We start from the raw sequence: 25,125 nt of genomic DNA, 5'->3' as shown, positions 1-25,125 counted from the left end.
AAAAGAGACGCGACGGCGGCAGCCGTCGTAATCCCGGAAAAGACAATACTTAGGTGAGAGCCAATCCGGCCTTCGAGTATGACAGAGACAGTGCTGCTCGTGGGTGGCGGCGGCCGGGAACACGCGATCGCGCGTTCACTCGCAGACTCGCCGGCGGAGCTGTACGCCTGTGCCGGCAACCGGAACCCGGGTATCGTCGCCCTCGCCGACGGCTTCGAGGCCCTCGATACGACCAACCCCAAAGCGGTGACGACCTACGCCCGGGGGGTCGACGCCACGCTTGCTGTCATCGGCCCCGAGGCAGCGCTCGCGGCAGGGGTCGCCGACGCGCTGGACGACGCCGGGGTCTACACCTTCGGGCCACAGGAGCAGGAGGCCCGTATCGAGACGGACAAGGCGTTCCAGCGGCGGTTCATGCGAGAACACGATATCCCCGGCTGTCCTGACTTCGAGACGTTCGAGGATATGGACGCCGCCTGCGAGTACATCGACGAGTACGACGGTGACCTCGCGGTCAAGCCCGCCGGTCTCACCGGCGGCAAGGGCGTCCGCGTCATCGGCGACCAGTGCACTGCCGCGGAGGCCAAAGAGTATCTCCGGAGTTCCGACTACGACCGCGTCGTCCTCGAAGAGCGTCTGGTCGGCGAGGAGTTCACCGTCCAGGCCTTCGTCGCAAACGGCCAACTGCGCGTCACGCCAGCAGTGCAGGACCACAAGCGCGCCTACGAGGGCGATGAGGGACCGAACACCGGCGGAATGGGGAGCTACTCCGATTCCAGCCTCCACCTGCCGTTCATGGACGAGGACGACTACATGGACGCCGTCGACGTGCTCCGGGCGACCGTCGACGCGCTTTCCGGCTACAAGGGCGTCCTCTACGGCCAGTTCATGCTCACCGAGACCGGGCCACGCGTCGTGGAGTTCAACGCCCGCTTTGGCGACCCCGAGGCGATGAACACGCTGCCGGTGCTCAACACGGACTTCCTCGACGTGCTGACCGCCGCCCGCGACGACGAGCCCCTGCCACAACTGTCCTTCCGCCCGATGGCGACCGTCTGCAAGTACGCCGTCCCGGACGGCTACCCCACCGATCCCGACGCCGGGGCGAAGGTGACCATCGACGACGACGTGCTCGCGGAAGTCGTTGCAGAGCACAGCGACCAGTCCGACGACGCGGAGACGGCCCCGGAGGCGCTGCTGTTCTACGCCAGCGTCGACGACCGCGAGGACGGCATCTACACGACTACCTCCCGATCCTATGCCGTCGTCGGCCTGGCAGAAAGCATCAGCGACGCGGAGGCCATCGCCGAAGCGTCGCTCCAGCGGGCCGGCACGGAGGGCCTTCGGGTCCGCCACGACATCGGGAAAGCGGACCTCGTCCAGCAGCGCATCGACCACATGAACGACATCCGCGGCGGCGCGGACTGAGCGCGTGGTGGCAACGCCAGCCGTCACTCGGCATTGCGGCGGGCGGTGAGCACCTGTGGCACTGACTACTGTCGACGTTCGCTCGTCGCTGAACGTTCTGGGCGCGATTTTGCAGTGGTTAGCCGTGCCGCTGGTGATTCCCGTCGTCGTGGCTCTTCTTTACGCTGAATCAGTGCTCCCGTATCTGGTCACGATTGCGGTGGCGCTCGGAGTCGGCACGGCGCTCACTCGCCTCCCGCGGGACCGTATTGAGGACCGCGAGGCGTTCCTGACGGTGTCGCTGGCCTGGCTTTCTATCGCTGTCGTCGGCGCGATACCGCTGTACATCGAGGGGACGGGCGTGTTCGCCAGCCCCGTCAACGCCCTGTTTGAGGGGATGAGCGGCATCACGACGACGGGGGCGACGGTCATCAGGGACTTCGACGCCCATTCGCAAGCACTGCTGATGTGGCGACAGGTCCTCCAGTGGCTCGGCGGCCTCGGGGTGCTCTTGCTCGCGACGGCGGTGCTCTCGCGGCTCTCAGTTGCCGGCGCACAGCTCATGGAGACAGAGTCCCGCACAGAGGACGTAACGAAACTCACCCCCGGTATCGAGGACACGGCGCGCATCATCGGGTCACTGTACCTCGCTCTGACGGTCGCCGCGGCGCTCATACTGTTCGCGCTCGGACTGAGCGGCCTCGCGCCGGAGATGACGCTGTTCGACGCAATCGCCCACGCCTTCACCGCCATCGCGACGGCTGGCTTCTCCCCGCAGGCCGAGAGTATCGGCGCGTTTTCGCCGGCCGTCCAGTGGGCGGTGACGCTGTTCATGATTGTCGGCGCAACGAACTTCGTCCTGCTGTACGCGCTCGTTCGAGGCGAGACCGATCGATTCCGGGACAGCGAGGAGTTCCACTTCTACCTGGGAATTCTCGGCGTCGGGTCCCTGCTCATTGGCGGTCTGCTCGTGCTCGACCAGGGGTACACGGCGGGAGTCGGCGACACCGTTCGTCACGCGGTCTTCCAGACTGCCGCCATCGTCACGACGACAGGGTTCGCTTCCACGGACTTCAACACCTGGTCCGCCGGCGCGAAGAACGTTCTCTTCGTGATGATGTTCATCGGCGGGATGGCCGGGAGCACCACCTGCTCGATAAAGACGCTCCGCTGGCTCGTCGTCACCAAATCGTTCTGGCGGGACCTGAACGTCTCGGCCCACCGCCGGAGTGTTCGGCCCGTCCGCCTGGGCCGTGATGTCGTCAGCGAGGATACCGTCCGGGACGTGTACGCCTACACGCTGGTCGCGTTAGTGTTTTTCATCATCGGGACTGTCCTGCTCGTCGTGGACGGCGAGCGAGCGGGGGCACCCATCACTGAGTTCGAGGCCCTCAGCGCCGCGGCGTCGATGTTTTTCAACATTGGCCCGGCGTTCGGGCAGGCCGGTCCCTATGGGACCTACGACGGGTTTGTCCGGTCGAGTAAGGTACTGATGATACTGCTGATGTGGATCGGCCGAATCGAAATCGTCCCCGTGCTGGTGATGCTCACGCCGACGTTCTGGACGCGGTGACCGCCGGCGAGCCGACGGGTTTGATTACCGCGGCCTCGTACACGACGCACGTGAGTGGTCCACGACACGACCGGCTGACCCGGCATCCGACGCCCGGCCCGCACAACTCGCTGTTCCCGTGGCCGGACGGCAAACACCTCCTCCGGGTGATGGTCAACTACGTCGTCATCCTCGTCTGTCGCATTTCGCCGAGCCTCCGGCTGAAGAACTGGCTGCTCTCGCGGCTCGGTGTCACCGTGGGCGACGGCGTCGCCTGGGGGCTGGAATCGACGCCGGACGTGTTCTGGCCGGAACTCATCACCGTCGAGGATCACGCCATTATCGGCTACGACGCGACGCTGCTGTGTCACGAGTTCCTACAGGACGAGTACCGTACCGGCGAGGTTGTCGTCGGGGAACGGGCGATGATCGGCGCGGGCGCAATCGTCCTCCCAGGCGTCGAAATCGGGGCGGGCGCACAGGTCGCGGCGAACTCGCTTGTGACGGAAGACGTGCCGCCAGAGACGACGGTCGCCGGCGTTCCGGCTGAACCGCTCGAATCGGACGACACGGCGACCGACACGTCGTAATCCCGTGTTCAGTCCCGGATACGGACGATGCCGGCGTTGAACACGCGCTTGTTCGGGATGATGTACTCCTCGCCGTCGCTTTCGATACGCGTCACGAGGATGTCTACCTCCTGGACGATGCCACTCTGATCGCCGATGACGATTTCGTCGCCGATGCTGTACGGTTCCGTCAGGAGCAGATAGATACCGGCCGCACCGGCCTGCAAGATGTCTTTCAGTGCCAACCCGCAGACGAATACCAGCCCGAAGGCGTACGCCGCAAGGAGAATGAGCAGGGCGAGGGTCTCGACGCCCAGTTGGCCGAGCGCAATCAGGACGGCCAGATAGAAAATGCTGTACTTGACGAGTTCCGGCAGTACTGTCGCCTCGGGCATCTTGACGCTGCGCAGTCGCTCCGAGACCACGAGCTTGGCCTTGTCACCCGCGATGAGACCGATGATGACGGCAAACAGGGCGATAAACAGATCGGGCAGGAACGACGTGAAACGAGCCCAGTACAGCTCCGGATCGGTTAGCTGGGCGATGTTGAGGACGGCAGTGACCGTCGTGATGTAGATAAACAGCGCCGCCAGATTCGAGACGATGCCGACGGTCGACGTGCCCAGTCCCCTCGCCGTCCGCTCGAAGGGTGTTCCTTCGACCGCTTCCGGCACGCCGAGTTCGCGCATGAACCGCCGCGAGGAGCGCCAGACGAGGTAGCCGAGGATGATACCTGCACCGAGCACCACAAGCGAGAAGACGAACGTCCCTTGCGGTGAGAACACCTGCCTGATTATCGTCGCCCAGTCGAAGCCCAGCTGCATCCTCAGTACTCCTCGGGGTCGATTTCGAGGACCAGTTCCCCGCCCTTGAACGCCCGTACGAGCCCGTCGCTCTCCGAGAGAACGATAGCCGTCGCCATGGTATCACGGGTGACCGCGCCGGCCGCCATGTGGCGAGCGCCCAGACCCTTGGGGATGTCGACCCCCTCCGCGGAGGGTTCGAGGTACCGGTACGCGGAGACGATTTTGCCGGCGTCGGAGATGACGAACGCGCCGTCGAGCCGCGAGAACTCCTTGAGCATCACGTTGACGATGGGATCGCCGACGTGGACGTGGGATTTCTCGAAGGGGTTGTACGACAGCGGCCGGGACTTGTTCATCACCTTGCCGGCGTCGCCGACGACGAACAGCGCGCCGACGGGCTTGCCCTTCTGGCCTTTCTTCCCCAGTTCGATAGCGACCTCGAACACGTCCCGGACGACGCTCGCGTCGGCCCTGGAGTTGACGAACATGTCGTACACGCCGGAGGGGGAGAAGTCGTTCGTCTGGACCCGGACGAGCGTGTTCTCCGCTCCGTCAAGCACTTCGGTCACACAGAGTACCTCGTCGCCTTCGTCGACAATACCCTGTTCCAGCGCGCCCTCGATACCGAAGCGAAGCCGCCCTTCGAGGTCGGTGAAATCGATCGGCAGTTCGACGAACGGATCCGCATCGAGCGTGTTCTCCGGGCCGACGACGACGACCTCCTCGTCGACCTCGTCGAATTCGTGGAAAAACGACGCGTTCGGGGAGAAGAGGAACACGGAGTCGACATCTGCGACCAGGTCACCGAGCAGGTCGCGCAACTCGTTCATTATCAGAACGATGCTGCCAGGCGGAAAAAAGGTTGCGGGCGGTCAGCCGCGCGTCCGACGGGCGGTTACGGTTCTGTTCATACTGTCGGCTGTAACTATTGCACGAGATTCGCCACCCCGGGGTGGCGAAATTCGTCACAGACGTACAGCCGACAGTATCACTTCGAAGGCCGTTCCAGCAGGCGGTCGAACGCACCGCTTTCAGCGTGGCAGTGACAGTAGGTCCCGAGCGTGTTGTATTCCGTCAGCCCGTCGTGGTCGCCGTCGATCCCGTCGCCGCGAACCACGTCGAAGGCAAACGACGCGTCGCTGCCGAGAGTTGCGGCGGAGTAGTGAAACTCGTGCCCGCGGAGGCTGTCGCCGGCCGACGCTGTCACCGTCTCCGTGCGGGCGTCCAGTTCAACGTGGTCGAGTGCCTGGTACCGGTCCTGCATCTCGATTTCTGCCGGGAGAACGCCGGCCATCTCGTAGGTGTCGCCGTCGGTCGTGGTCAGCGACTCCGATAGCGCCATCAGGCCGCCACACTCGCCGTAAACGGGGACGCCGTCAGCGGCACTGTCAGCGATTGCATCGAGCGTCCCGCCGGTTTCGAGTGCCTCTCCGTGGAGTTCCGGATAGCCACCGGGGAGATAGATCGCGTCGGCGTTGGGAACCGGGTCGCCAGCGACCGGCGAAAACGATTCCAGGGTCGCGTCGGACCGGAGCCGTTCGAGCACAGACGGATAGGTGAAACAGAACGCGCTGTCCTGTGCGACAGCGACCCGGCGGTCGGTCGGCGGGCCGTCACTGTCGGTTTCCTCGGAGGGAGTTTCCGGCGGTGCCCGCGCCACGTCGACTAACCGCTCGATGTCGATGGTTTCCGCCGCCGTCGACAGCGCCTCCCGGTCGAGGCCCGCTTCCGAACCCATGTGCAACCCGAGATGGCGCTCCGGTATCTCCAGATCGGACAGCGGCGGAATCCGGCCGAAGTACGTGAGGTCATCGGGCAGTGCGTCTTTGATGCCGTCGGCGTGTCGGCCGCCGTGGGCGCGCTGGGCGAGGATGCCAGCCACGTCGATGTCGACGCCGACGCGGTCGGCATACTCCGCGAACCCCAGCGCCGTCGCGGCGACACTCTCCATCCCGGCCTTCGCGTCCACGACCAGGACGACCGGAAGGTCCAGTCCTTCAGCGACCGCTGCCGTCGATGTTTTGCTTCCGTCGTAGAGACCCATCACGCCCTCCACGACGCAGATGTCGCCCGTACCGCGCCAGTAGGTCCGTCGCATGCCGTCCTCGCCTGCCAGCCAGGGGTCGAGCGTCCGCGAGGGCGTATCGACGAGTGCCTCGTGGTGGCTCGGGTCGATGAAGTCCGGGCCGGCTTTGGCCGGCTGTGGGTGGTAGCCGGCGTCTTCGAGTGCCGTAAGGGTCGCCAACGTGGCGACGGTCTTGCCGACGCCGGAACTCGTGCCCGCGAGAACGACCCCCTCCATCGTCACGGCCCCTCCTCGGCCGTCGCCATGGTCGCGTCGCCGATCAGGTCGTCGTAGATCGCTGCGAACCGGTCCCGGACCTCCGCCATCGGGATGCCGGCGCGGTCGGCCAGCGCCAGCGCGCCACCCATGCCAACGCCTTCCTTGGCTTCACCGGCGACGAACCGCTCCATGCCGACGTGGTCGCTTTCGTCGAAGCCGGGGTCGGTCACGGTCAGGTCGAGGTCGAGTCGATCCGCCGACGCCCGAACGTCGGCGCTCTCGTCCTCGGCGACGTAGCTCGTCGTCGCCAGGCCAAGCGATCCCTCGTAGCCGCCGTGCCGGACCAGCGCAGCGACGGCGATGCACTGGCTCCCGCCGGCCAGGGTCACGGCCGTGTCGCTCTCGACGGCCCCCGCTGTGAGTCCGGCGAGCGTCGCCAGAACGGGGTCACCCATCCTGCGGACCGCCCGCTTGGGCTCGTTTTCGGCCTCGCCCGGCTCCAGCGAACTGGCCAGCAGGCCCTCTGCGACCAGATTCTCTTTTTGTTCTGTGGGGTTCTCGGGAAGCGATGAAGAGACCATTCCGTTTTCACCGAGCGCCCGAAGGACGCCGAGTGCCGTCGTCGTCCCGCCCGGGATGGACTCGCCAAGATACAGTTCGTCGGCCGGGAGCGCCTGGCCGAACTGCCGGGCGGCCGCGAACGCCCCGTGGGCCGTCGGTACCGGGTCCTGCTCCGCGATGTCTTTGCCCGGCCGAGCGCCGACAGATACCGTTGGCGCCCCGGTCTTCTCGGCCAGTCCGCCGTCGATAATTGTAACATCCAGTCCCAGCACCTCACGGACGGCTCGTGTCACCAGCGCCGGTGTCGGACAGCCGCTCGGACTGACCGGAACCACGTCGGTCCGGACCGGACTCCCGTAGGTCACCAGCTCGGCGTCCGCTGCGGGCGTTACCGACAGCAACTCGGAATCAGCTCCGGCGGCACTGATCCCCGCCCGCCCGGCGGTGTCTGTGGTCCCTGCGACGAGTGCGAAGCGCGTTCCGCCACCGGATGGAGTCATTGTAGTTGTATTACCACAACTCCACTTTAATACGTTGGTGGCGTGGACGGCGCATGATTTATGTCACGCGCTCCCGGTTCCCCGAACATGGACGATTTCGACGAACTCCTCTCGTCGCTGACGCCCCGCGAGGACAACGAAGCCATCGCTTCCTACCAGAACACGACGGCCGTGGCTTGCCCCTCCTGTGCGGAACCGTTCGACGATATGGTCGTCTGCAAGCAGGAGTTCACTTCCCTCAACCTCGATTTCGAGATGGACCTCTGTGCGACAATCAACGACGGTAACGTCGTCCTTTTCACCCACAAATAGCTGTTCGCGCTTATCGGCTGAATCTGCGATTCGGGTTGGTCTTGGCGTATTCTAACCAATTACAGCGGTGCTGTCAGCGTCCATGCTCGAGCAGTATCAATCTTGATAATCCTCCCGCTGGTTTTTTATACAACTGACCCAGTTGTTTCAGATAGGCACCGTACTGGTGCCGCACCACCCCACCCCCCACCCCCCACATTCCGTATCTTTCCACTTCCTGTTGAGCGTCGGTCTCCCCCCTCCGACGCTCGTTTCTACTCGACGTACCCAGTCACTACCACGTGTTATGCAGAGAGTACAGTCGCTGTTGGCGAAACAATGGAAGGGGCGGGAGTCGAACCACGCGGAGCCCTTTTGCGGGGTAACTACCGACCGATATCTGGCATGCCAGTCGGTAGCGCTCTACCACTGAGCCACCCTTCCAGGCTATCTGGTATACGCTCCTGACAACCAAGTAAGTGATGATTCCGGGTGTTTCCGCGACCCGACGCGCGCTTGCGTTTGGTGTTTCAGTCGGTTCTCTGTTCGTATCCTCTGAGCAACGGCTTCCGGACGAAGCAACTTCAGCGCTCAGACCTGTCCTGTCAGGCCCACAACAACCTATTTGCGGGTGGGCGGCGATACTTGCGTTCGTGAGCTACAGGAAAGTCAACTACACTGATGTGGACCCTGTCGCCGATGCGATGCATTTCCTCCGAGACCCGCTGGACTGTGAGCAGTTGGGCGTCACCGTGGTCGACTGTGACGCCGGCTGGTCCGGTAAACCGCACGACCACGCCGACGAGGGCCATGAAGAAGTGTACGTCCTCGTCGAAGGGGCGGCAACTATCGAGGTTGATGGCGAAGACGTAGCCCTGGACGCGGGCGATGCGATCAGGATTCCACCGGAAGCAGAGCGAACGATTCACAACGGCGACACCGAGAGCACGTTCGTCCTCGTCGGCGCGCCCTGACACTCATAGAAACAGCGACGACGGCGGTCTGGTCGTCAGTACGACCGGACCTTCGGCTCGTAGGTCTGGTCGTCGCCTTCGAGGATGACCGGCTTGTAGTACAGTTCCGGCTGGCCCTCATTCCAGGCCAGCATCGTGTGCTTGATCCACTCGTCGTCCTTGCGCTCCTGGTGTTCGGCACGCCAGTGTGCGCCCCGGAACTCCTCGCGGGCGAGCGCGCCGAGCGTGATGGCCTCAGCCACATCGAGGATGTTACGGGTCTCGATAGTGTGGATGAGGTCCGTGTTGTAGGTCCGAGACGGATCTTCGACGGCGACGTTCCCGTACTCCTTGCGGGCCGCCCGAAGGTCCTGAAGGGCTGTCTCCAGGCCCGCTTCCGTCCGGAACACGTTGACGTTCTCAGTCATCGTCTCCTGTACGTCCGCGCGGACTTCGGCGTGGTTGATGCCGTCGGACTCGATCAGGGTCTCGATACGCGTTCGCTCTTGCTCGACGGTGTTTTCGAGGACCGCTTTCGGTTCGACGGCTGCCCCGTCGGCGGCAACGTCGTCGCTGCTGGCGTCGATTGCGCCGGGGTCGACCGGCGGTTCGACATCGCCAGGCTCGCTCTTTGCGGAAGGACCCGTCTGGATCTCGGCGGTCTTCATGTCCTTGCCGGCGGCGTGGTGGCCGGCGCGAGCGCCGAACACGAGTAGTTCCGGCAGAGCGTTGCCGCCCAGGCGGTTCGCGCCGTGCAGCGAGACACACGCGGTTTCGCCGGCCGCGTAGAGGCCGTCAATACACGTCTCGCCGTTCTCGTCACACTCGACGCCACCCATGGCGTAGTGCTGGCCGGGCTTGACCGGCATCGGCTCGTCGAGCCCGTCGACGCCCTCGAAGTCCTCCGCGAGGTGGAGGATGTTCTCAAGCCGGTCGAGGATGCGCTCCTCGCCGAGGTGGCGCATATCGAGGTCGACGTACTCGTCCTCGACGCCGCGGCCCTCGTTGACCTCGGTCAGTTCGGCACGGGCGACCACGTCACGGGAAGCCAGTTCCCCCTCGTTGTTGGCGTAGCCGTGTTCGAACATGAACCGCTCTTCGTTGTCGTTGTAGAGGATCCCGCCCTCGCCGCGGACACCCTCGGAGATGAGGACGCCCGTCGACGGCAGCGTTGTCGGGTGGAACTGGATCATCTCCATGTCTTCCATCGGGACGCCGGCGCGGTAGGCCATCGCACAGCCGTCGCCGGTGTTGGCGACGGCGTTCGTGGTGTGGTCGAAGGCCTGCCCCAGCCCGCCGGTTGCGAGAATCACGCCGTTGTTGGCGCGGAAACCCTGAATCTCGCCGGATTTGATGTCGTAGGCGACACAGCCGTGACAGACGCGGTCCTCGGGGTCGTCGTGGTCGGTGACCGCCAGCTGTGTCACGTACCACTCGTCGTACACCTCGATGCCGCGTTTGACCGCCTGCTCGTACATCGTGTGCAGCAGATGGTGGCCGGTTTCGGCACCCGCGTACGTCGTCCGTGGATAGGAGAGGCCGCCGAAGGGCCGCTGGGAGACGCGGCCGTCGTCCTCGCGCGAGAAGGGCATCCCCCAGTGTTCGAGCTGGATGACCTCTTCCGGGGCGTCCTTGGCGAAGGTGTCGATGGCAGGGGCGTCGCCGAGGTAGTCGGACCCCTTCATCGTGTCGTAGGCGTGGAGATCCCAGGAGTCGCCTTCCTGGAGTGCGGCGTTGATGCCCCCCTCCGCAGCGCCTGTGTGGCTCCGAACCGGATGGAGCTTGGTCACGAGGGCGACATCCGCACCCTCTTCGTCCGCTGCAATCGCCGCTCTGAGGCCAGCGCCACCCGCGCCGACCACGATGACATCGTGTTCGTACATTGTGAAAGGGTCTCTTGGCGTAGTTTCGGCTTAGGATTAGCCAAACTTAAGCCTCCCTGTTGCGATACTGTGTGTTACGTCAGCGGGGGCGGTTTCGTTCCGACTGCCGGTTCTAGCTGTCAGAGAGCCAGAACTATTGACCCGTCCGATGGAGTTATATCATTTGGCGTGAATATCTATGAATCGACTGCTGATACCATACGCTACACGTGGTATCTGTACACAATGCTGTCATGCTCCGACCCTGATGTCAGACCAGTATCTCACGTCGACAGACGACTTCGAAGCGATATTGGCCGATGCGCCGGCAGTACTGACAGTAACCGATCAGGACCTTGAGACGCAGTTCGTCAGCCCGGCTATCGAACGCGTGCTGGGGTACGACGCCGAGTCAATCGTGGGGACGAACTGGCTCGATTTCGTTCACCCGGAGGACGAAGACCGTGTCGTCTCCGCGTTGACCGACGGAACCGGGGACTCGGACACCGCAACCGAGCGGGCGGACGGCGGGATTGAGTATCGGTTTCGCAACGTGGAGGGGGACTGGGTATGGCTCGAAACTATCGTCTCACCGGTCGGTGAGACCGACCGTGACTACAGAGTGTTCACGTCCCGCGATGTCAGCGACCGGCCGCGGTTCGAGGCCCGCTTTCACCAGTTCGTCACCCACACCTCCGACGTTCTTACCGTCTTCGACAGGGACGGCAACGTCGACTACATCAGTCCATCCGTCGAACGCGTGCTGGGCTACGATCAGGAGACGATGGAGGAGGCCGACCTCTTCGAGTACGTCCATCCGGACGACCTCTCGAACGCCTTAGAGGAGTTCGGCCGGATGATCGAGGAGCCGGGCTATGTCGCTATCATCGAACATCGGTATCGCCACGCTGACGGCGACTGGATATGGGCCGAGTCCCGCGGTCAGCAGGTCAAAAGCGGGCCGCTGGAAGACCACATTGTCGTGACGACCCGCGACATCTCCGAGCGGAAACAGCGCGAGCAGGAGCTTCGACGGCAGAACCAGCGCCTCGAACGCTTCTCTGACGCGATCAGCCACGACCTCCGGAACCCACTCGACGTACTCGATGGCTCGCTCGAACTCGCACGCGAAACCGGCGCGGAAGAGCACTTCGAGCGCGCCGAGCGCAGCATCGACCGGATGTACACGCTCATCGACGACCTCCTCGTGCTCGCCAAACAGGGGGTCGACCCCGAAGAAGTCGAAGCGGTCGACCTCGACAGCCTCTCACAGCGGGCCTGGTCGATGGTCGACACACAGGGCGCGACACTGGACACCAACATCGACGATACAGTCACGGCAGACGAGGGCGCGTTGCTCGAACTGCTAGAGAACCTCTTTCGGAACAGCGTGGAGCATGGCTCCACGAGCAGCCAGACGGCGTCCGACGACCCTGCCGAACACGGCGGCGACAATGTGACCGTCACTGTCGGAACCGAACCGTGGGGGTTCTACGTCGAGGACGACGGCGTCGGCTTCGTCGACGGGACCGACGACCTGTTCGAACCCGGCTACTCGACGGCCGAGGAGGGGACGGGCTTCGGACTGTGTATTGTCGAACAGATCGCCGACTCGCACAACTGGGATGTCATCGCGACCGACAGCGAAGACGGCGGTGCCCGGTTCGAGTTCGTCTGTCGCGATAACTGAACCGCGGACTGCGCTCGCTTCGTGACCGCGGTTGCCGCCCCAAACCCATTTTACCCGTTCCGGTGTAGCCGTACGGAACATGAAACTCTGCATCTTCGGCGCTGGCGGCATCGGCGGCTATCTCGGCGCACGACTCGCCAACGCGGGCCACGAGGTCCACCTCATCGCCCGGGGCGCGCATCTGGGCGCCCTGCAGTCCGACGGTCTCCGGGTCGAGAGCATTCACGGCGATACGGCGGTCGACCTCCCCGCGACCGACGATCCGGCCGCGGTCGGTGCTTGCGACGCCGTCCTGCTCTGCGTGAAGTCTACCGACACACGAGCGGCCGCCGCGGACATGGACCCGCTGCTCGACGACGAAACCGCCGTCGTCTCCTTTCAGAACGGCGTCGACAACGAGGTGTGGCTGGCGGAGACAATCGACGAGGCCCACGTCGTCGGCGGCGTGGCCTACATTTTCTCGACGATCAAGGAGCCCGGTGTCGTTGCACACACCGGCGGCCCAGCCCGGTTCGTTTACGGCGAACTTGACGACCAGCGAACGGAGCGGATCGAGTCGCTGGACGACGCACTCTCAGCGAGCGAAGGGGTCGATGCGGTCCTCGCCGACGACATCCGCGTCGAACTCTGGCGGAAGTTCGCCTTCATTTGCGCCCAGGCGGGAATGACCGCGACGACCAGGCGGCCGGTCGGCGATATCCGGGAAAACGAGGCGTCCTGGGAGATGTACCGCCGGCTCATCGAGGAGGTGTGTGCCGTGGCCAGGGCGGAGGGCGTCGACCTGCCCGACGATACGGTTTCGGAGTGGCTGGACTTCGCCGCGGACCTCGACCCGGAAATGTACTCCTCGCTGCACTACGACCTGACCCACGACAAACCGATGGAACTCGATGCACTCAACGGCTCGGTGGTCCGCCACGCCGAGGACGTTGGCGTCGCCGTACCGATGAACGAAGCCGTGACCGCGATTCTCGCGCCGTGGGCCGGGGGGAGCGACTGACCGGGCGAGCGATCAACGGACTCTGCTCGCACTCGCTGTGGCTATCGGGAATCGAACGCGACCCAGAAAACTCGCCAGTCGAACCGCGTTACCAGAACTTGAGGTTGTTTTTGACCGCTTCCCGCTTCAGCTCCTGAATGTGCTCGGTCAGCGGGATGTCCTTCGGACAGACCTCAGTACAGGAGAACTGGGTCTGGCAGCGCCAGACGCCGTGTTCCTGCTCGATGATGCGAAGCCGCTCCTGCTTGCGGTTCTCGCCCTCGCGCTCGTCCATCGCAAAGCGGTAGGCCTTGTTGATGGCGGCGGGGCCGAGATACTCGTTGTCGCCGGCGGCGATGTTACACGAGGACATGCACGCGCCACACCAGATACACCGCGTGGACATCTTGACCTTCTCGCGGTTCTCCCGGGTCTGGCGCTGCTCTTCGAGCTTGTCGTCCGGGGTTTCGTCGGCGTCGAAGTACGGCTCGACGGCCTCCATCTGGTCGTAGAAGTGTTCCATGTCGACGACGAGGTCCTTCACGACTTCTTGATGGGGCAGCGGCTCGATACGGACGGGGTCGTCAAGTTCGGACATCTGGGTCTTACAGCCCAGACGCTGCCGGCCGTTGACGAACAGCGCGTCCGACCCACAGACGGCCTGCCGACAGGAGTGTCGGAAGGTGAGCGAGGAGTCGTAGTGGTCCCGTGCGTAGATGAGCGCGTCGAGGACAGTCATCCCTTTGTGGAACGGCACGCGGAAGTCGTCGAAACGTGGTTCCTGCTTCCCCTCCACCTCGGGGTCGTAGCGGAACACTTTCAGCGTGATCGTGTTCTCGTCGTCGAGGGACGCCTCTTCGACTTCGCGCTGGGCCTGCTCCTGTGCCTGTCGTTCGTCTCGCTGTGCGCGCCGACGCTCGCCCGGGGATTCGACCTCGGGTTCTGTCTCTTCGTCGGCTTCGGTCTCGGTCTCCTGTTGTTCGATTTGCGTACTCATAGTTTCAGACGAGGGTCGTCATGGCCAGCGACACGCGGGTCCCCTGCACAACGAGCAGGAGGCCGGCGACGCCGAGCAGGTATTTGACTGCGTTCTTCTGGGAGCCGGTGAGTCCCTGGTTGACCAGCGCGTTGTACACGCCGTTGACGCCGTGGAACGTCGCGGTGACGAGGAACAGCCACATCGTCGCGAAGTAGCTGACCTGACTCATCCGGGCCTGCGTCCCCAGGAACGTGATGTCAGAGGCGTGATTCACGAAGTGCAACAGCATGAAGTGGAACGCGAGCACGCCGATCAGGAACACTGCGGTCAGCCGCTGGAACAGCCAGCGACGCCCGCCGCGGTCGAAAGAGGAGTAGTGCTGTGCCATTAGACCAGCTTCCCCCCGAGGAACGTCGGCACGCTGGCGACGACGATAGCGCCGGTCAACAGCAGCGACGCGTAGAAGCTCTTGTCTTGCGATTCCAGCCCCACACCCAGGTCAACCATCAGCAGGCGAATCCCGTTGAGGATGTGGAAGACGGCGACGGCTAGCAGACCGACTTCGAGGAACCGGACGATCAGCAGCGATTCGAGGCCGCTGAGCGTGCTGGTATAGAGGTCGCTGCCTGCCTGCGCGCTCGCCGGATCGACGCCGACAGAAGTGCTCAGTACCGCGATGTGGGTGAACAGGTAGCCCACGAGCACCCAGCCGGTGAACTTGTGGAAGATCCAGGCCCACATCCCGGCCGTGAACTCCCGCCACCGTCCGAAATCCTCGACGGTGCCGCGATTGTAAGACTGACTCATACACAGGGGGGTTAGTCCGGGGACAGATAGTAGTTTCTACAGCGGACGCGTATCCCCGGAAACCCGGCCGAAGACGTTCGTCAATTGACTACTCTGTCGTCACCAATCGTCGTCGTCTATCCGGCGGTTCCACTCGATAGCTCGCTGGGTCCGGTCGTCTAGCCGAACCAGATGACAGAGTGGGTTACCGGGGTACACCAGCGGGTTCTCCAGGATACCGACCAGCAGGCCCGTAAACGGCGCACGCATCAGCGTGTTCTCCGTCTTGAACGGGTTCGTGATCGTACAGATCACGTCGTCCTCGTACACCAGGTCGCCGCGCTCGTAGTGCATGTCCACCAGCCCACCGGAGTCCGCGCGGATCCAGGTCTTCTCGCCGTTGTCGTCGATGATCGTCCGCCAGCCCGGCCATCGGACAATATCGGACCCCCTGAGACCGAACTCCGCCAGCACCGACCGAACGCTCTCCAGCGCCGAGTCGATGAGCGGGCGCTGGAACCGGTGGGCCTCGCCCATCTCTATCGTTATTGTCGGGACGCCGGCATCGCTCAATTCCTGCCGGAGCGACCCCGAGGGACCCGATGACGAGATGATGACGTTCGACGCGAAGGCGTTGGCGACCCGCGAAACCTCCGGGTCGTCCATGTCCGCCCGGACGTGCAGCATGTTCGTTCGCCCGCGCGTGGACGTATGGAAATCCAGGCCCACGTCACACGGGGCCAGGAAGTTTCGGAATATCTCGTGGGCCATCCGCTTCGCACTGGTCGAGTCGGGGTCGCCGGGGAACGAACGGTTCAGGTCGCGGTCGTAGATGGGCAGGTACCGCTCCTGTGCCAGAAACGCCGGGACGTTCAACACCGGCAGGCAGACGAGCGTGCCCGCCAGCCCCTCGTGGTTCCACTCGTGGGCCACCTCCCGGACGACCTCGATGCCGTTGAGTTCGTCGCCGTGGGCCGCCGCGGTGAGAAACACCGTCGGTCCGGGTTGCTCCCCGTTGACGATTGTGACCGGCATCCGGACGGGGTCGCCGAGATACGTCTCGCTGACCGTGTAGCGGATATTGCGGGTCTCACCCGGCTCGACGCGGCCGCCGTCGAAGGTGAACGCCCTGGCCTCCTCCATGCTATCACAACGAGAGGCGGCGGCTAAAACCTCTCCGGACGGGCGAGTATCCCCACATCTATATTATGGCCGACAGAAGCCGACGGCATGAGCGACCAGGACATCACCGTCGGCGTTCTTAGCCTCCACTCCAGCAAGGAGTCGAAAGCTATCCTGAACGCGGTCGACGAGATGGGCTACAATACCGAGTGGCTTCGTACCGAAAACACCGCAGTCAGCGTCACGGACGGCGAGATGACGCTCGAACCGAGCGTTGACGTGGTTGCGAACCGACTGCTGCTGTCCAGTAACGAACACCCCGCGGAGGGGATCGGGCTTGGAATGACTATCAGCCGGCTCGCGCCGATGCTGAACGAGCCGATGGCGGCGACGACGGCCCTGCACAAGTTCGCCAGCGCCGCGGCACTGGCCGATGCCGGCGTCCCGGTGCCCGACGCCCTGCTCGCGCTGTCGAACGACCTACTGAACGACGAACGGGGCCGCTTTGGCGACCGCGCGGTGTACAAAACGGCTATCGGAACCCACGGCGGCGGGACGTGGATGGTCGACCTCGAAAACCAGGTCAACGCCCAGGTCGGCGGCCGATACGCCTTCTTACAGGAGTACATGGAACACGACGAGAAGCGCCACCACGACCTCCGCGTCTACGTCGTCGGCGACCGGATCGTCGGCGCGATGAACCGCTACGCGCCCGAGGGCGAATGGCGCACCAACGTCGCGCTCGGCGGCGAGGTCGAGGATATGACGGGCGAGCTTCCCGAGCGCGTCAGAGAGATCGCGCTCGATTCGGTCGAGGCCATCGGACTGGACTACGCCGGCGTCGATATCGTCCAGAGCGAAGACGGCTACTACGTGCTCGAAGTGAATCCCACCGCCGGGTTCCGCGGCCTGTTCAAGGCCAGCGGCGTCAGCCCCGCTCCATACATCGCCAAACTCGCCATCGAGCGGGCCGGTGGGAGCGTCGACGAGGAAACCGTCGAACGGCTCTCCGACCGACTCGACGACTCCAAGCCCGCGTGTACGCCGAAAAAGCCCCAGCCTTCGGCCCAGAAGAACGTCGTCGTCGGCTACATCGAGGAGGTCGTTGTCACCGGAACACAGGGGACGAAATCGGTGCTGGCCAAGTCCGACACCGGCGCGACCCGGACCAGCATCGACGCCAAGCTCGCCGCCGAAATCGGGACGGGGCCGATTCTCGACATCGTGAAGATCAAGTCCGGGAGCGTCAAGTCCGGCCGCTCGCGCCCGGTCGTCGACCTCGTCGTCGGCGTCGGCGGAACCCAACACACCGTCACGGCCAGCGTCGAGGACCGCTCGCACATGGACTACCCGCTCCTGCTCGGACGGGATATCCTCAAACATTATCAGGTCGACGTGAACCGCCGCGCGGACGACGAGTCGGAAGTGGAAACCGAGGAAGAGGAACAGAGCGAGGAGTAGGGACACACCAGGGCCGGCCTCCCGGTCCGGTGCTCGTCGGCTCAGTCCTCGGTTACTTCCTCGACGCTCTCGGCGATGTCCTCGCTGGCTCGCCAGAGATACAGACTCGCGTAACTGCGATACGGAGCCCACCGCTCGGCGTACTCACGCATTTCCCCGCGGCTGTACCCGTCGCCGACGACGGCCTCGAACCCCTTGCGGATGCCCAGATCGCCGACCGGGAACACGTCTTCGCGGCCGAAGGCAAACAGCAGCTGCATATCTGCAGTCCAGTCGCCGACGCCAGTGATCGCCGTCAGCTCCTCACGGATTTCCTCATCGGAGGCATCTGCGAACGATTCCATGGCGTAGCCGTGTTCCAGAAACGCGTCGGCGACCGCGTTGACATAGCGGGTCTTCTGGCGCGAGAGCCCGGCGTCCCGGAGTACCTCGTCGGCAGCATCGCTGATTCCCTCGGGCGTTACGGTGACGGCGTCGAACAGCCGTTCCCGCGTCGCTGCAGCCGAGGCCATCGACACCTGTTGGCGGAGAATCGAGACGACGAGCCGTTCGAACAGGTCCGGCGTCGGGTCCAGCGTGAGTTCTCCGTGGGCTTCGACGAGCGGGCCGATGTCGGGATCCGCACGCAGCGTCTCGTGTGGCGAGTCACTCATCGCTCGTCAGTAGCGCCCCGAGCGAAAAGAACGTGTCCGTCGCTGTCGTGGCGACGCTCAGCCGTCGGCGATGACGGGATCGGGACTGGGCGAGGCGACGCCGGCCGCGCCGACGGGCTTTGCCGGGTTGCCGACGACGGTCGTCTCCGGGGCAACGTCGTCGACGACGACAGCGCCAGCGCCGACGGAGGCGTTTTCGCCGACCGTAATCGGCCCCATAATCGAGGCATCAGCGCCGATGGTTGCGCCGTCTTCGACCGTCGGGTGGCGCTTCTCCCGCCGCATCGACGTGCCGCCCAGCGTCACGCCGTGGTAGAGGAGCACGTCGTCGCCGATCTCGGCCGTTTCGCCGATGACGATGCCCATCCCGTGGTCGATGAACACGCGCTCGCCGATCTCCGCGGCGGGATGGATCTCGACGCCGGTCAGGAACCGAGCGAGATGCGAGACGACTCTGGCGAGCAGTTTCCGGTCGTGGCCCCAGAGCCAGTGGGCGACGCGATAGGCCCAGATCGCGTGCAGCCCGGGGTAGGTGAGCACGACCTCCGTGGCGCTCGTCGCCGCCGGGTCCTTTGCGAGTGCTGTGCGAATATCCGCTTTCAGTCGGTCGAACATAGTGTGTCTTGTGAGAGTGTGTCGTCTGTAAGCAGGGCAACCAGTCGTGGTCCGAATCACCGGACGGGAGTCACCGGCAACAACAGCGACAGGGAGCGCAGCAACTGATCGCGGTCCGAGACGGGCGAGTACCACGGCGGGGGAATCGGTCGCCCATAGTTGGGCTAACTACGTCGCTCAGCGGCTTAAAAGGCAATGGTTCGACCAACGGTCGTGTCTGCTGAAACGAATCTGATGAAACGAACGAACGGCCCGGCAAGCGGCGGCGACCTCCGATCACTGAGGGGCGCTCAGGTCATCCCCTTCCCGAGCAGTTCCCGGGCGATGATGTTCTTCTGGATTTCGGTCGTCCCCTCGTAAATCTGGGTGATCTTGGCGTCGCGGTAGAACCGCTCTACGTCGAAGTCGTTGACGTAGCCGGCCCCGCCGTGGATCTGGACGGCCTCGTCGGCTGTCTCGACGGCGACACGGGAGGCTTTCTCCTTGGCCATCGAGGCGAGTTGGGTGAGCTGGTCGTCGGCGTTGTCGACGCTCCAGGCGGATTTGTACGTGAGCTGGCGGGCCGCCTCGATTTCGGTGAACATCTCGGCGAGCTTGTGCTGGATGGCCTGGAACTCCGAGATGGACTGGCCGAACTGCTCGCGGTCCTGGGCGTACGCCAGAGCGCGCTCGGCGGCCCCGCGGGCGATACCGACGCCCTGTGCGGCCACGCCCGTTCGGGTCTCGTCGAAGAACTGCATGATCTGGAGGAAGCCGGCCCCGCGCGTGCCCACGAGGTTCTCCTCGGGGACGCGCACGTCGTCGAGAATGAGTTCAGCCGTGTCCGACGCGCGGATGCCGAGCTTGCCGGTGATTTTCTCGGCCTCGAACCCGTCGCGGTCGGACTCGATGAGTATCTGCGAGAAGCCGTTGTACCGCCCTTCGGCGTCGGGGTCGGTCTCACAGAGCACGACGAAGTAGTCGCCGACGGAGCCGTTCGTAATCCACATCTTGTTGCCGTTGACAACCCACTCATCGCCGTCTTTTCGCGCCTGTGTCGACACCGACGACACGTCCGAGCCGGTATCCGGCTCCGAGATCGCCGCCCCCATGATGGCGTCGCCCGTTGCCACCGGCTCCAAGTACTCCTCTTTTTGGGCCTCGGAGCCAAATCCGATGATGGCGTCGGCCCCGAACGCCGCCGACTGGATGCTCAGGCCGATCCCGGGATCGGCCGCGAACAGTTCCTCGGCGATGATGGCGTTCGTCAGCGTGTCATAGCCCGCACCGCCGTACTCCAGCGGGATGTTCGCGCCCGTCAGCCCCATCTCCGCGGCCGACTCGACGATTTCTCGGGGGAACTTCTCCTCGGTGTCGTACTCGGTCGCGACGGGTTTGATCTCGTTTTCGGCGAACCGAGCGACCTCGTCTCTGATCTGTCGCTGCTCGTCTGTCAGTCCGAAGTCCATATGTGGTGTGTTGACGTGGAGTTCATTAATGGTTCGCAATCCGAAATAAACTGAATAGTGGTTTGCTCCCGAGAGAAACGTTGAAGCGTCGGCCGGCAGTGGAACGATATGTCATGGATTTCGAGGATATTGACACTATCGCCGTGCTCGGTGCCGGGAATATGGGCCATGGAATCACCGAAGTGGCTGCGCTCGCAGGCTACGACGTGCGCATGCGGGACATCAAAGACGAGTTTGTTCAGGACGGCTACGACAACATCGAGTGGTCGCTGAACAAACTCGCCGAGAAAGACCAGCTCAGCCAGGATGAGGCCGACGCGGCGCTGGATCGGGTGACGCCGCTGGTCGATGTGGAAGAGGCCGTAAGCGATGTCGATGTCGTCATCGAGGCCGTCCCCGAGAAGATGGACATCAAGAAGGACGTGTACACGGAAGTCGAGGAGTACGCGCCCGAGGACGCCATCTTCGCCACGAACACGTCCAGCCTCTCCATCACGGAGCTGTCGGAGGTGACCGAACGGCCCGAACAGTTCTGCGGCATGCACTTCTTCAATCCGCCGGTGCGGATGCAACTGGTCGAGGTCATTTCCGGAGCCCACTCCAGCGACGACACGCTGGCGGCCATCGAGGCGCTTGCCGAGGACTTTGAAAAGACACCGGTCCGCGTCCGCAAGGACTCGCCGGGGTTCATCGTCAACCGTATCCTCGTCCCGCTGATGAACGAGGCCGCCTGGCTCGTCCACACCGACGAGGCGACCGTCGCCGAGGTCGATTCGACGACGAAGTTCGACATGGGCCTGCCGATGGGCTCGTTCGAGCTTTCGGATCAGGTCGGCAACGACGTGGGGCTGCACGTGCTTGAGTACATGCACGAGGTGCTGGGCGAGCCCTACGCCCCGTGTCCCCTGCTCGAAGAGAAGGTCGAGAACGAGGAACTCGGAAAGAAGTCCGGCAAAGGCTTCTACGACTACGAAAACGGCGGCGTCGACATCCCGACCGACGCCGGCCGCGAGGACATCGAGCACCGCCTCGTCGCCGTGATGGCAAACGAGGTCGGCAAGCTCGTCGAGAACGACGTGGCCCCGGTCGGCGACATCGACCAGGCCGTCAAACTCGGCGGCGGCTTCCCGGACGGGCCCGCGAAGATGGCCGACAAGACTGGACTGGAGACGCTCGTCGACACGCTGGAAGCAACCCACGAAGCGACCGGCGCGGAGCGATACGCCGTCTCCGACGGGCTCCGCGAGGCTGCTGCGGACGGCGGCTTCTACGGCAGCGACGACGAGGGCGATGCGGAGTTCGACAATATCAACGTCGAATATCCCGGCGATATGGTCGGCCACATCGAACTCGACCGCCCCCACCGGATGAACACCGTTAGCCCCGAACTGATGGACGACCTCGCGGACGCCGTTGACCTGCTCGAAGACGACGACGAGGTGCGCGCCATCCTGCTGACCGGGGCCGGCGACAAGGCGTTCTCCGCCGGGGCCGACGTGCAGTCGATGGCCTCGAACGCGACGCCGCTTTCCGCCATCGAACTCTCCCGCAAGGGGCAACAGACCTTCGGCAAGCTCGAAGAGTGTTCGATGCCGGTCGTCGCCGGCATCGACGGCTACGCGCTGGGCGGCGGGATGGAACTGGCGACCTGTGCCGACCTCCGCGTGGCCTCGGAACGCTCCGAACTGGGCCAGCCCGAGCACAACCTCGGCCTCCTGCCGGGCTGGGGCGGCACGCAGCGCCTCGCCCGCATCGTCGGCGAGGGCCGCGCCAAGGAGATCATCTTCACCGCCGAGCGCTACGACGCCGCCGAACTGGCCGAGTACGGCTTCATCAACGAGGTCGTCGACAACGATTCGCTCCACGAGCGGGCGCTCGAACTGGCGACGGACATGGCCGCAGGGCCGCCGGTCGCTCAGGAGCTGACCAAGCGCGCGATGCTCGCCGGCCGCGACGATATCGACGCCGGCCTCGAAGTCGAATCACAGGCCTTCGGCCACCTCATCGGCACCGACGACGTGATGGAGGGCATCAACGCGTTCATGGGGGACGGGGAGCCGAACTTCGAGGGGAAGTGAGGCGACCGTCGTCAGAGCGGAGCTCTGACGGAAATGAGCCCGAGTTCGAAGGCAAGTAAGCGCATAGAACGCCGCCGACCTGACCTTCACCGCTGGGACTAATTTGACTGCTGGCCGGCTACTCCGCCGCCGACCTCGTTTTCGTCGAGTCGGATGATGTCTTCCGACTGTGCCATCCCGGTCGTCATTAGCATCCGGATGGCCGCTCGCACACTGAGGTCGGACTCGTAGGTCTGGCTCTCGGGGACCATCACGAGCATTCCCTGCGTGGGGTTGGGACTTCCGGGGATGAACACGCTCGCCGCGCTCTCGCCGGCCGCCTGGGAGATGTCCGCGGGACTGGTCCCCGTTTTGAGCCCTAGCTGGTAGACGCCTTCGCGGGGGTACTCCACGTACACGACGGATTCGTAGTCTGACTGCCGATTGACCACGGAGGTGGTCATCTGCCGGATACTCCCGTAGATGGTCCGGATGACGGGGACGAACGTGACCAGTTGGCCCGTCCTGCCGAAGAGATGCTGGCCGACGCTGCGCTGGGCGATGTACCCCAGCACCGTGATGAGCGCGATGAGAACCGAGAACGTCAGCAGTTGGGCGAGCAAAACGTTGTTCGCGGTCAGCGCCGCCAGCCGCGTCCCGCGGATGATCGGATCGAGAAAGCCGCCGATCCAGCCCAGGAGAATGCGGATGATGGCGATAGTTACCACGAGCGGGCCGACAAGAACGAGTCCGGCCAGAAAGTTGCTCTTGATGAAGGAGTTGACAGACATATCCAGGGACAGTCGGTCAGCCGAATAAAGTGTGCGGCCACTTGTCAATGAGAGGCAACCACCCTGTGAGTGGTACGCATCCTCAGGTAGCGGCTATTTCGATGGGATTAAATTGGAGCACCCGAAACGCCAGAGTACGCTCGGTTGGTGTAGTCCGGCCAATCATCTTGGCCTTTCGAGCCGAGGACCAGGGTTCAAATCCCTGACCGAGCACATTGCTGTCGCGAACAAATCCGTAAGCCACTGCTGTGGTGTGGGATTTGAACCCTACAAGTCGCAGCGGGCGAAGCGAGTGAGACCGACCGTCTTGCTCCAGTTTATATACCGATAGACACTCACGACGTGCTTCGGTTGACTGCCGGTGTGTCAGTCGGCCCGTCGACGGCATCAGTCGCGTTCTCACGGAACTCCACTGCGCCGATATCCGGTGTGGACCGTCCTGTACCCCAGTTCAGCGAATCAATGGCATCGCCCGCGTTCACGGCCTCTGACCCGGACGCCGGCATCAGGAAGTCCGGATCTGACGGATCGGTGCTCTGGAAGGTGATCCGGTCGTCTGCCGTGGTGAAGATGTTGAACTCCTCGGGATAACTGATCCAGATTTTGCTTTCGACATCGTTTCCGACTGCGAGATTGTTTATCAGGATCGCGCCGTCGTTCTGGAAATTGAAGCCCATCTCGTTGTTCCAGGCCGTGTTGTGGTACAGAATGATCGACTCTCCGGCACCGTTGTAGTCGAACCCGGTTGCCTTCGCGTACTCCCCTTCTTCCTTTCGCTCGTTGCCCCACGCCAGGTTTCCGACCACGAGGTGGCCGCCGGCGCTGTGGGGACCGAACTTGAACCCGTTTCCGTTCCCGGATTCAGCTAATGTGCTCCCGTTTATTTTCCCGTTCTCCCAGGCTCGGCTGTAGAAGATGTCGTTGTCGTTCGACCGGTACCCGTCGAAGCCGTCGTCGGAGTTCATGTACATGTCCGTACAGTATACCATGTTCTCGTTGGCGTTCTTGCCCTGGGGGTCAGGCCCCTGTTTGATCCCGATCCCGTCGGCGTGTTCGCCGGCGTTCATCGGATCGTAGTTGTGGTGGAAGCTGGAATGCCTGATCTCGTTGTGGGAACTCTCGATCAGGGCAATCCCGGTCAGCGTGTTGTTGTATGACGCCACGTTCTCGACTACCAGATGGTGCTCACCGTGTTGGGCTCGGATGCCGAACCCCGGACTCTCTCTCACCTCGACGTTTCGGACCGTCCAGTATTTCCCATCCACCTCGACTGCAGCGCCGAAATCGAACTCTGGATCTTCCGTCTCGGGTGCCGATAGCTGCGAGAAATCAAGCACCGGCTGTTCGCCCGGTTTCCCGGCCAGTGTGATCCTGTTTCCGTCTGAGCCGTTTCCGTCCAGGGAGACCTTCGAATCCATCTCGTAGGTTCCGCCTTCGAGATAGATCAGGTCGCCCGGTTCCGCGTTGTCTATCGCCTGTTGGATCCCCGAGGAACCGTCTTCGGGGGACACCGTATAATCGGGCTCTTGTCGCGCGGGGACCTCGTAACTGCAGAACTGCCGGTTTCCTGCGACATGGACTACCTCGCGGGTCGTCGCACCGTCGCCACCTGTCTCAGTCCCTTCTGCGGTGTCCGGAGCGCCGGAGTCAGGTCCGGGTTCTGTCCCGCTCAAACTCTCACCTCCCAGCAAGCCGACCCAGCCGAAGCTGACGCTAACCGCCAGCGTGACAACCACCAGAGCCAGCACGACGGCTGCAA

Annotated in this window: 23 protein-coding genes and 2 tRNA genes; 10 read left to right on the top strand and 15 right to left on the bottom strand. The window is 63.8% G+C overall.

Features of this window, described 5'->3' with window-relative positions; translation table 11 throughout:
• Positions 1 to 78: 78 nt before the first annotated feature.
• Genes purD through NDI54_RS16340 form a run of 3 tightly spaced genes read left to right on the top strand, consistent with a single transcriptional unit; the run spans position 79 to position 3,549 of the window.
• Positions 79 to 1,428 (top strand): phosphoribosylamine--glycine ligase, encoded by a 1,350-nt coding sequence (gene purD, locus NDI54_RS16350; protein WP_310897507.1) that lies wholly within the window; start codon positions 79 to 81, stop codon positions 1,426 to 1,428.
• A gap of 55 nt (positions 1,429 to 1,483) precedes the next feature.
• The gene (locus NDI54_RS16345) at positions 1,484 to 2,980 is read left to right on the top strand and encodes a TrkH family potassium uptake protein (RefSeq protein ID WP_310897506.1); all 1,497 of its coding nucleotides are present in this window, start codon (positions 1,484 to 1,486) and stop codon (positions 2,978 to 2,980) included.
• Positions 2,981 to 3,000: 20 nt separating this feature from the next.
• Entirely contained in the window at positions 3,001 to 3,549 is a 549-nt protein-coding gene (locus NDI54_RS16340) for an acyltransferase (protein WP_310897608.1), read from the top strand.
• Between the two features lie 8 nt (positions 3,550 to 3,557).
• Here the strand turns inward: NDI54_RS16340 and NDI54_RS16335 are convergent, their stop codons facing one another.
• The 4 genes from NDI54_RS16335 to NDI54_RS16320 form a co-directional block, all read right to left on the bottom strand.
• Complete coding sequence (locus NDI54_RS16335) at positions 3,558 to 4,352, bottom strand: mechanosensitive ion channel domain-containing protein (protein WP_310897505.1); 795 nt, start codon at positions 4,350 to 4,352, stop codon at positions 3,558 to 3,560.
• Between the two features lie 2 nt (positions 4,353 to 4,354).
• On the bottom strand, positions 4,355 to 5,164 hold the full coding sequence (dacZ, locus tag NDI54_RS16330; RefSeq protein ID WP_310897504.1) for a diadenylate cyclase DacZ: 810 nt from the start codon (positions 5,162 to 5,164) through the stop codon (positions 4,355 to 4,357).
• Between the two features lie 158 nt (positions 5,165 to 5,322).
• Positions 5,323 to 6,636 (bottom strand): cobyrinic acid a,c-diamide synthase, encoded by a 1,314-nt coding sequence (locus NDI54_RS16325; RefSeq protein ID WP_310897503.1) that lies wholly within the window; start codon positions 6,634 to 6,636, stop codon positions 5,323 to 5,325.
• 2 nt (positions 6,637 to 6,638) lie between these two features.
• Entirely contained in the window at positions 6,639 to 7,679 is a 1,041-nt protein-coding gene (locus NDI54_RS16320) for a nicotinate-nucleotide--dimethylbenzimidazole phosphoribosyltransferase (RefSeq protein WP_310897502.1), read from the bottom strand.
• A gap of 87 nt (positions 7,680 to 7,766) precedes the next feature.
• Between NDI54_RS16320 and NDI54_RS16315 the strand changes: the two genes are divergently transcribed.
• The gene (locus NDI54_RS16315) at positions 7,767 to 7,991 is read left to right on the top strand and encodes a DUF7385 family protein (protein ID WP_310897501.1); all 225 of its coding nucleotides are present in this window, start codon (positions 7,767 to 7,769) and stop codon (positions 7,989 to 7,991) included.
• Between the two features lie 319 nt (positions 7,992 to 8,310).
• On the opposite strand, the gene NDI54_RS16310 is transcribed toward NDI54_RS16315, so the two are convergent.
• Positions 8,311 to 8,414 (bottom strand) — tRNA-OTHER (locus tag NDI54_RS16310).
• Positions 8,415 to 8,623: 209 nt separating this feature from the next.
• On the opposite strand from NDI54_RS16310, the gene NDI54_RS16305 reads away from it, so the two are divergent.
• Positions 8,624 to 8,944, top strand: coding sequence for a cupin domain-containing protein (locus tag NDI54_RS16305; RefSeq protein ID WP_310897500.1), 321 nt, complete (start codon positions 8,624 to 8,626; stop codon positions 8,942 to 8,944).
• A gap of 35 nt (positions 8,945 to 8,979) precedes the next feature.
• Here NDI54_RS16305 and NDI54_RS16300 read toward each other — a convergent pair whose 3' ends face one another.
• Positions 8,980 to 10,806: an FAD-binding protein gene (locus NDI54_RS16300; protein ID WP_310897499.1), complete on the bottom strand. Its 1,827-nt coding sequence runs from the start codon at positions 10,804 to 10,806 to the stop codon at positions 8,980 to 8,982.
• Between the two features lie 247 nt (positions 10,807 to 11,053).
• Between NDI54_RS16300 and NDI54_RS16295 the strand changes: the two genes are divergently transcribed.
• Entirely contained in the window at positions 11,054 to 12,475 is a 1,422-nt protein-coding gene (locus NDI54_RS16295) for a PAS domain S-box protein (protein WP_310897498.1), read from the top strand.
• Between the two features lie 79 nt (positions 12,476 to 12,554).
• Complete coding sequence (locus tag NDI54_RS16290) at positions 12,555 to 13,475, top strand: 2-dehydropantoate 2-reductase (RefSeq protein ID WP_310897497.1); 921 nt, start codon at positions 12,555 to 12,557, stop codon at positions 13,473 to 13,475.
• Between the two features lie 88 nt (positions 13,476 to 13,563).
• On the opposite strand, the gene NDI54_RS16285 is transcribed toward NDI54_RS16290, so the two are convergent.
• The 4 genes from NDI54_RS16285 to NDI54_RS16270 form a co-directional block, all read right to left on the bottom strand.
• Entirely contained in the window at positions 13,564 to 14,451 is an 888-nt protein-coding gene (locus NDI54_RS16285) for a succinate dehydrogenase/fumarate reductase iron-sulfur subunit (protein ID WP_310897496.1), read from the bottom strand.
• A gap of 4 nt (positions 14,452 to 14,455) precedes the next feature.
• Entirely contained in the window at positions 14,456 to 14,821 is a 366-nt protein-coding gene (locus tag NDI54_RS16280) for a succinate dehydrogenase hydrophobic membrane anchor subunit (RefSeq protein ID WP_310897495.1), read from the bottom strand.
• Positions 14,821 to 15,240, bottom strand: coding sequence for a succinate dehydrogenase, cytochrome b556 subunit (gene sdhC, locus NDI54_RS16275; RefSeq protein WP_005534156.1), 420 nt, complete (start codon positions 15,238 to 15,240; stop codon positions 14,821 to 14,823). The genes NDI54_RS16280 and sdhC overlap by 1 nt, the downstream gene beginning before the upstream one ends.
• Before the next feature lie 99 nt (positions 15,241 to 15,339).
• Positions 15,340 to 16,362, bottom strand: coding sequence for a succinylglutamate desuccinylase/aspartoacylase family protein (locus NDI54_RS16270; protein ID WP_310897494.1), 1,023 nt, complete (start codon positions 16,360 to 16,362; stop codon positions 15,340 to 15,342).
• An 87-nt stretch (positions 16,363 to 16,449) separates the two neighbouring features.
• On the opposite strand from NDI54_RS16270, the gene NDI54_RS16265 reads away from it, so the two are divergent.
• Positions 16,450 to 17,802, top strand: a complete 1,353-nt coding sequence (locus NDI54_RS16265) for a RimK family alpha-L-glutamate ligase (RefSeq protein WP_310897493.1) — start codon at positions 16,450 to 16,452, stop codon at positions 17,800 to 17,802.
• A 41-nt stretch (positions 17,803 to 17,843) separates the two neighbouring features.
• Here NDI54_RS16265 and NDI54_RS16260 read toward each other — a convergent pair whose 3' ends face one another.
• The 3 genes from NDI54_RS16260 to NDI54_RS16250 form a co-directional block, all read right to left on the bottom strand.
• A complete protein-coding gene (locus tag NDI54_RS16260; RefSeq protein ID WP_310897492.1) occupies positions 17,844 to 18,455 on the bottom strand; it encodes a DNA-3-methyladenine glycosylase family protein in 612 nt (203 codons plus the stop codon).
• Between the two features lie 57 nt (positions 18,456 to 18,512).
• On the bottom strand, positions 18,513 to 19,070 hold the full coding sequence (gene cysE / locus NDI54_RS16255) for a serine O-acetyltransferase (protein WP_310897491.1): 558 nt from the start codon (positions 19,068 to 19,070) through the stop codon (positions 18,513 to 18,515).
• A gap of 290 nt (positions 19,071 to 19,360) precedes the next feature.
• A complete protein-coding gene (locus NDI54_RS16250) occupies positions 19,361 to 20,518 on the bottom strand; it encodes an acyl-CoA dehydrogenase family protein (RefSeq protein WP_310897490.1) in 1,158 nt (385 codons plus the stop codon).
• A 113-nt stretch (positions 20,519 to 20,631) separates the two neighbouring features.
• On the opposite strand from NDI54_RS16250, the gene NDI54_RS16245 reads away from it, so the two are divergent.
• On the top strand, positions 20,632 to 22,596 hold the full coding sequence (locus NDI54_RS16245) for a 3-hydroxyacyl-CoA dehydrogenase/enoyl-CoA hydratase family protein (protein WP_310897489.1): 1,965 nt from the start codon (positions 20,632 to 20,634) through the stop codon (positions 22,594 to 22,596).
• 98 nt (positions 22,597 to 22,694) lie between these two features.
• Here NDI54_RS16245 and NDI54_RS16240 read toward each other — a convergent pair whose 3' ends face one another.
• Positions 22,695 to 23,366 carry a DUF502 domain-containing protein gene (locus tag NDI54_RS16240; protein ID WP_310897488.1) on the bottom strand — a complete coding sequence of 224 codons (672 nt, stop codon included), beginning with the start codon at positions 23,364 to 23,366 and terminating at the stop codon, positions 22,695 to 22,697.
• Between the two features lie 138 nt (positions 23,367 to 23,504).
• On the opposite strand from NDI54_RS16240, the gene NDI54_RS16235 reads away from it, so the two are divergent.
• Positions 23,505 to 23,579 (top strand) — tRNA-Glu (locus NDI54_RS16235).
• A 122-nt stretch (positions 23,580 to 23,701) separates the two neighbouring features.
• Here NDI54_RS16235 and NDI54_RS16230 read toward each other — a convergent pair.
• A complete protein-coding gene (locus tag NDI54_RS16230; RefSeq protein ID WP_310897487.1) occupies positions 23,702 to 25,039 on the bottom strand; it encodes a right-handed parallel beta-helix repeat-containing protein in 1,338 nt (445 codons plus the stop codon).
• Positions 25,040 to 25,125 lie beyond the last annotated feature (86 nt).

The organism is Haloarcula terrestris (genome assembly GCF_031624315.1).
GTDB classification, from domain to species: Archaea; Halobacteriota; Halobacteria; order Halobacteriales; family Haloarculaceae; genus Haloarcula; species Haloarcula terrestris.
This window is presented reverse-complemented; position numbering and strand designations above follow the sequence as displayed.

Excerpts from the sequence above, each read along its gene's own strand:
- NDI54_RS16300 (WP_310897499.1), bottom strand. The coding sequence starts at position 10,806 with ATGTACGAACACGATGTCATCGTGGTCGGCGCGGGTGGCGCTGGCCTC.
- NDI54_RS16335 (WP_310897505.1), bottom strand. The coding sequence starts at position 4,352 with ATGCAGCTGGGCTTCGACTGGGCGACGATAATCAGGCAGGTGTTCTCA.
- purD (WP_310897507.1), top strand. The coding sequence starts at position 79 with ATGACAGAGACAGTGCTGCTCGTGGGTGGCGGCGGCCGGGAACACGCG.
- NDI54_RS16245 (WP_310897489.1), top strand. The coding sequence starts at position 20,632 with ATGGATTTCGAGGATATTGACACTATCGCCGTGCTCGGTGCCGGGAAT.
- NDI54_RS16320 (WP_310897502.1), bottom strand. The coding sequence starts at position 7,679 with ATGACTCCATCCGGTGGCGGAACGCGCTTCGCACTCGTCGCAGGGACC.
- NDI54_RS16290 (WP_310897497.1), top strand. The coding sequence starts at position 12,555 with ATGAAACTCTGCATCTTCGGCGCTGGCGGCATCGGCGGCTATCTCGGC.
- NDI54_RS16250 (WP_310897490.1), bottom strand. The coding sequence starts at position 20,518 with ATGGACTTCGGACTGACAGACGAGCAGCGACAGATCAGAGACGAGGTC.
- NDI54_RS16240 (WP_310897488.1), bottom strand. The coding sequence starts at position 23,366 with ATGTCTGTCAACTCCTTCATCAAGAGCAACTTTCTGGCCGGACTCGTT.
- NDI54_RS16260 (WP_310897492.1), bottom strand. The coding sequence starts at position 18,455 with ATGAGTGACTCGCCACACGAGACGCTGCGTGCGGATCCCGACATCGGC.
- dacZ (WP_310897504.1), bottom strand. The coding sequence starts at position 5,164 with ATGAACGAGTTGCGCGACCTGCTCGGTGACCTGGTCGCAGATGTCGAC.
- NDI54_RS16280 (WP_310897495.1), bottom strand. The coding sequence starts at position 14,821 with ATGGCACAGCACTACTCCTCTTTCGACCGCGGCGGGCGTCGCTGGCTG.
- NDI54_RS16285 (WP_310897496.1), bottom strand. The coding sequence starts at position 14,451 with ATGAGTACGCAAATCGAACAACAGGAGACCGAGACCGAAGCCGACGAA.
- NDI54_RS16315 (WP_310897501.1), top strand. The coding sequence starts at position 7,767 with ATGGACGATTTCGACGAACTCCTCTCGTCGCTGACGCCCCGCGAGGAC.
- sdhC (WP_005534156.1), bottom strand. The coding sequence starts at position 15,240 with ATGAGTCAGTCTTACAATCGCGGCACCGTCGAGGATTTCGGACGGTGG.
- NDI54_RS16270 (WP_310897494.1), bottom strand. The coding sequence starts at position 16,362 with ATGGAGGAGGCCAGGGCGTTCACCTTCGACGGCGGCCGCGTCGAGCCG.
- cysE (WP_310897491.1), bottom strand. The coding sequence starts at position 19,070 with ATGTTCGACCGACTGAAAGCGGATATTCGCACAGCACTCGCAAAGGAC.
- NDI54_RS16295 (WP_310897498.1), top strand. The coding sequence starts at position 11,054 with ATGTCAGACCAGTATCTCACGTCGACAGACGACTTCGAAGCGATATTG.
- NDI54_RS16325 (WP_310897503.1), bottom strand. The coding sequence starts at position 6,636 with ATGGAGGGGGTCGTTCTCGCGGGCACGAGTTCCGGCGTCGGCAAGACC.
- NDI54_RS16265 (WP_310897493.1), top strand. The coding sequence starts at position 16,450 with ATGAGCGACCAGGACATCACCGTCGGCGTTCTTAGCCTCCACTCCAGC.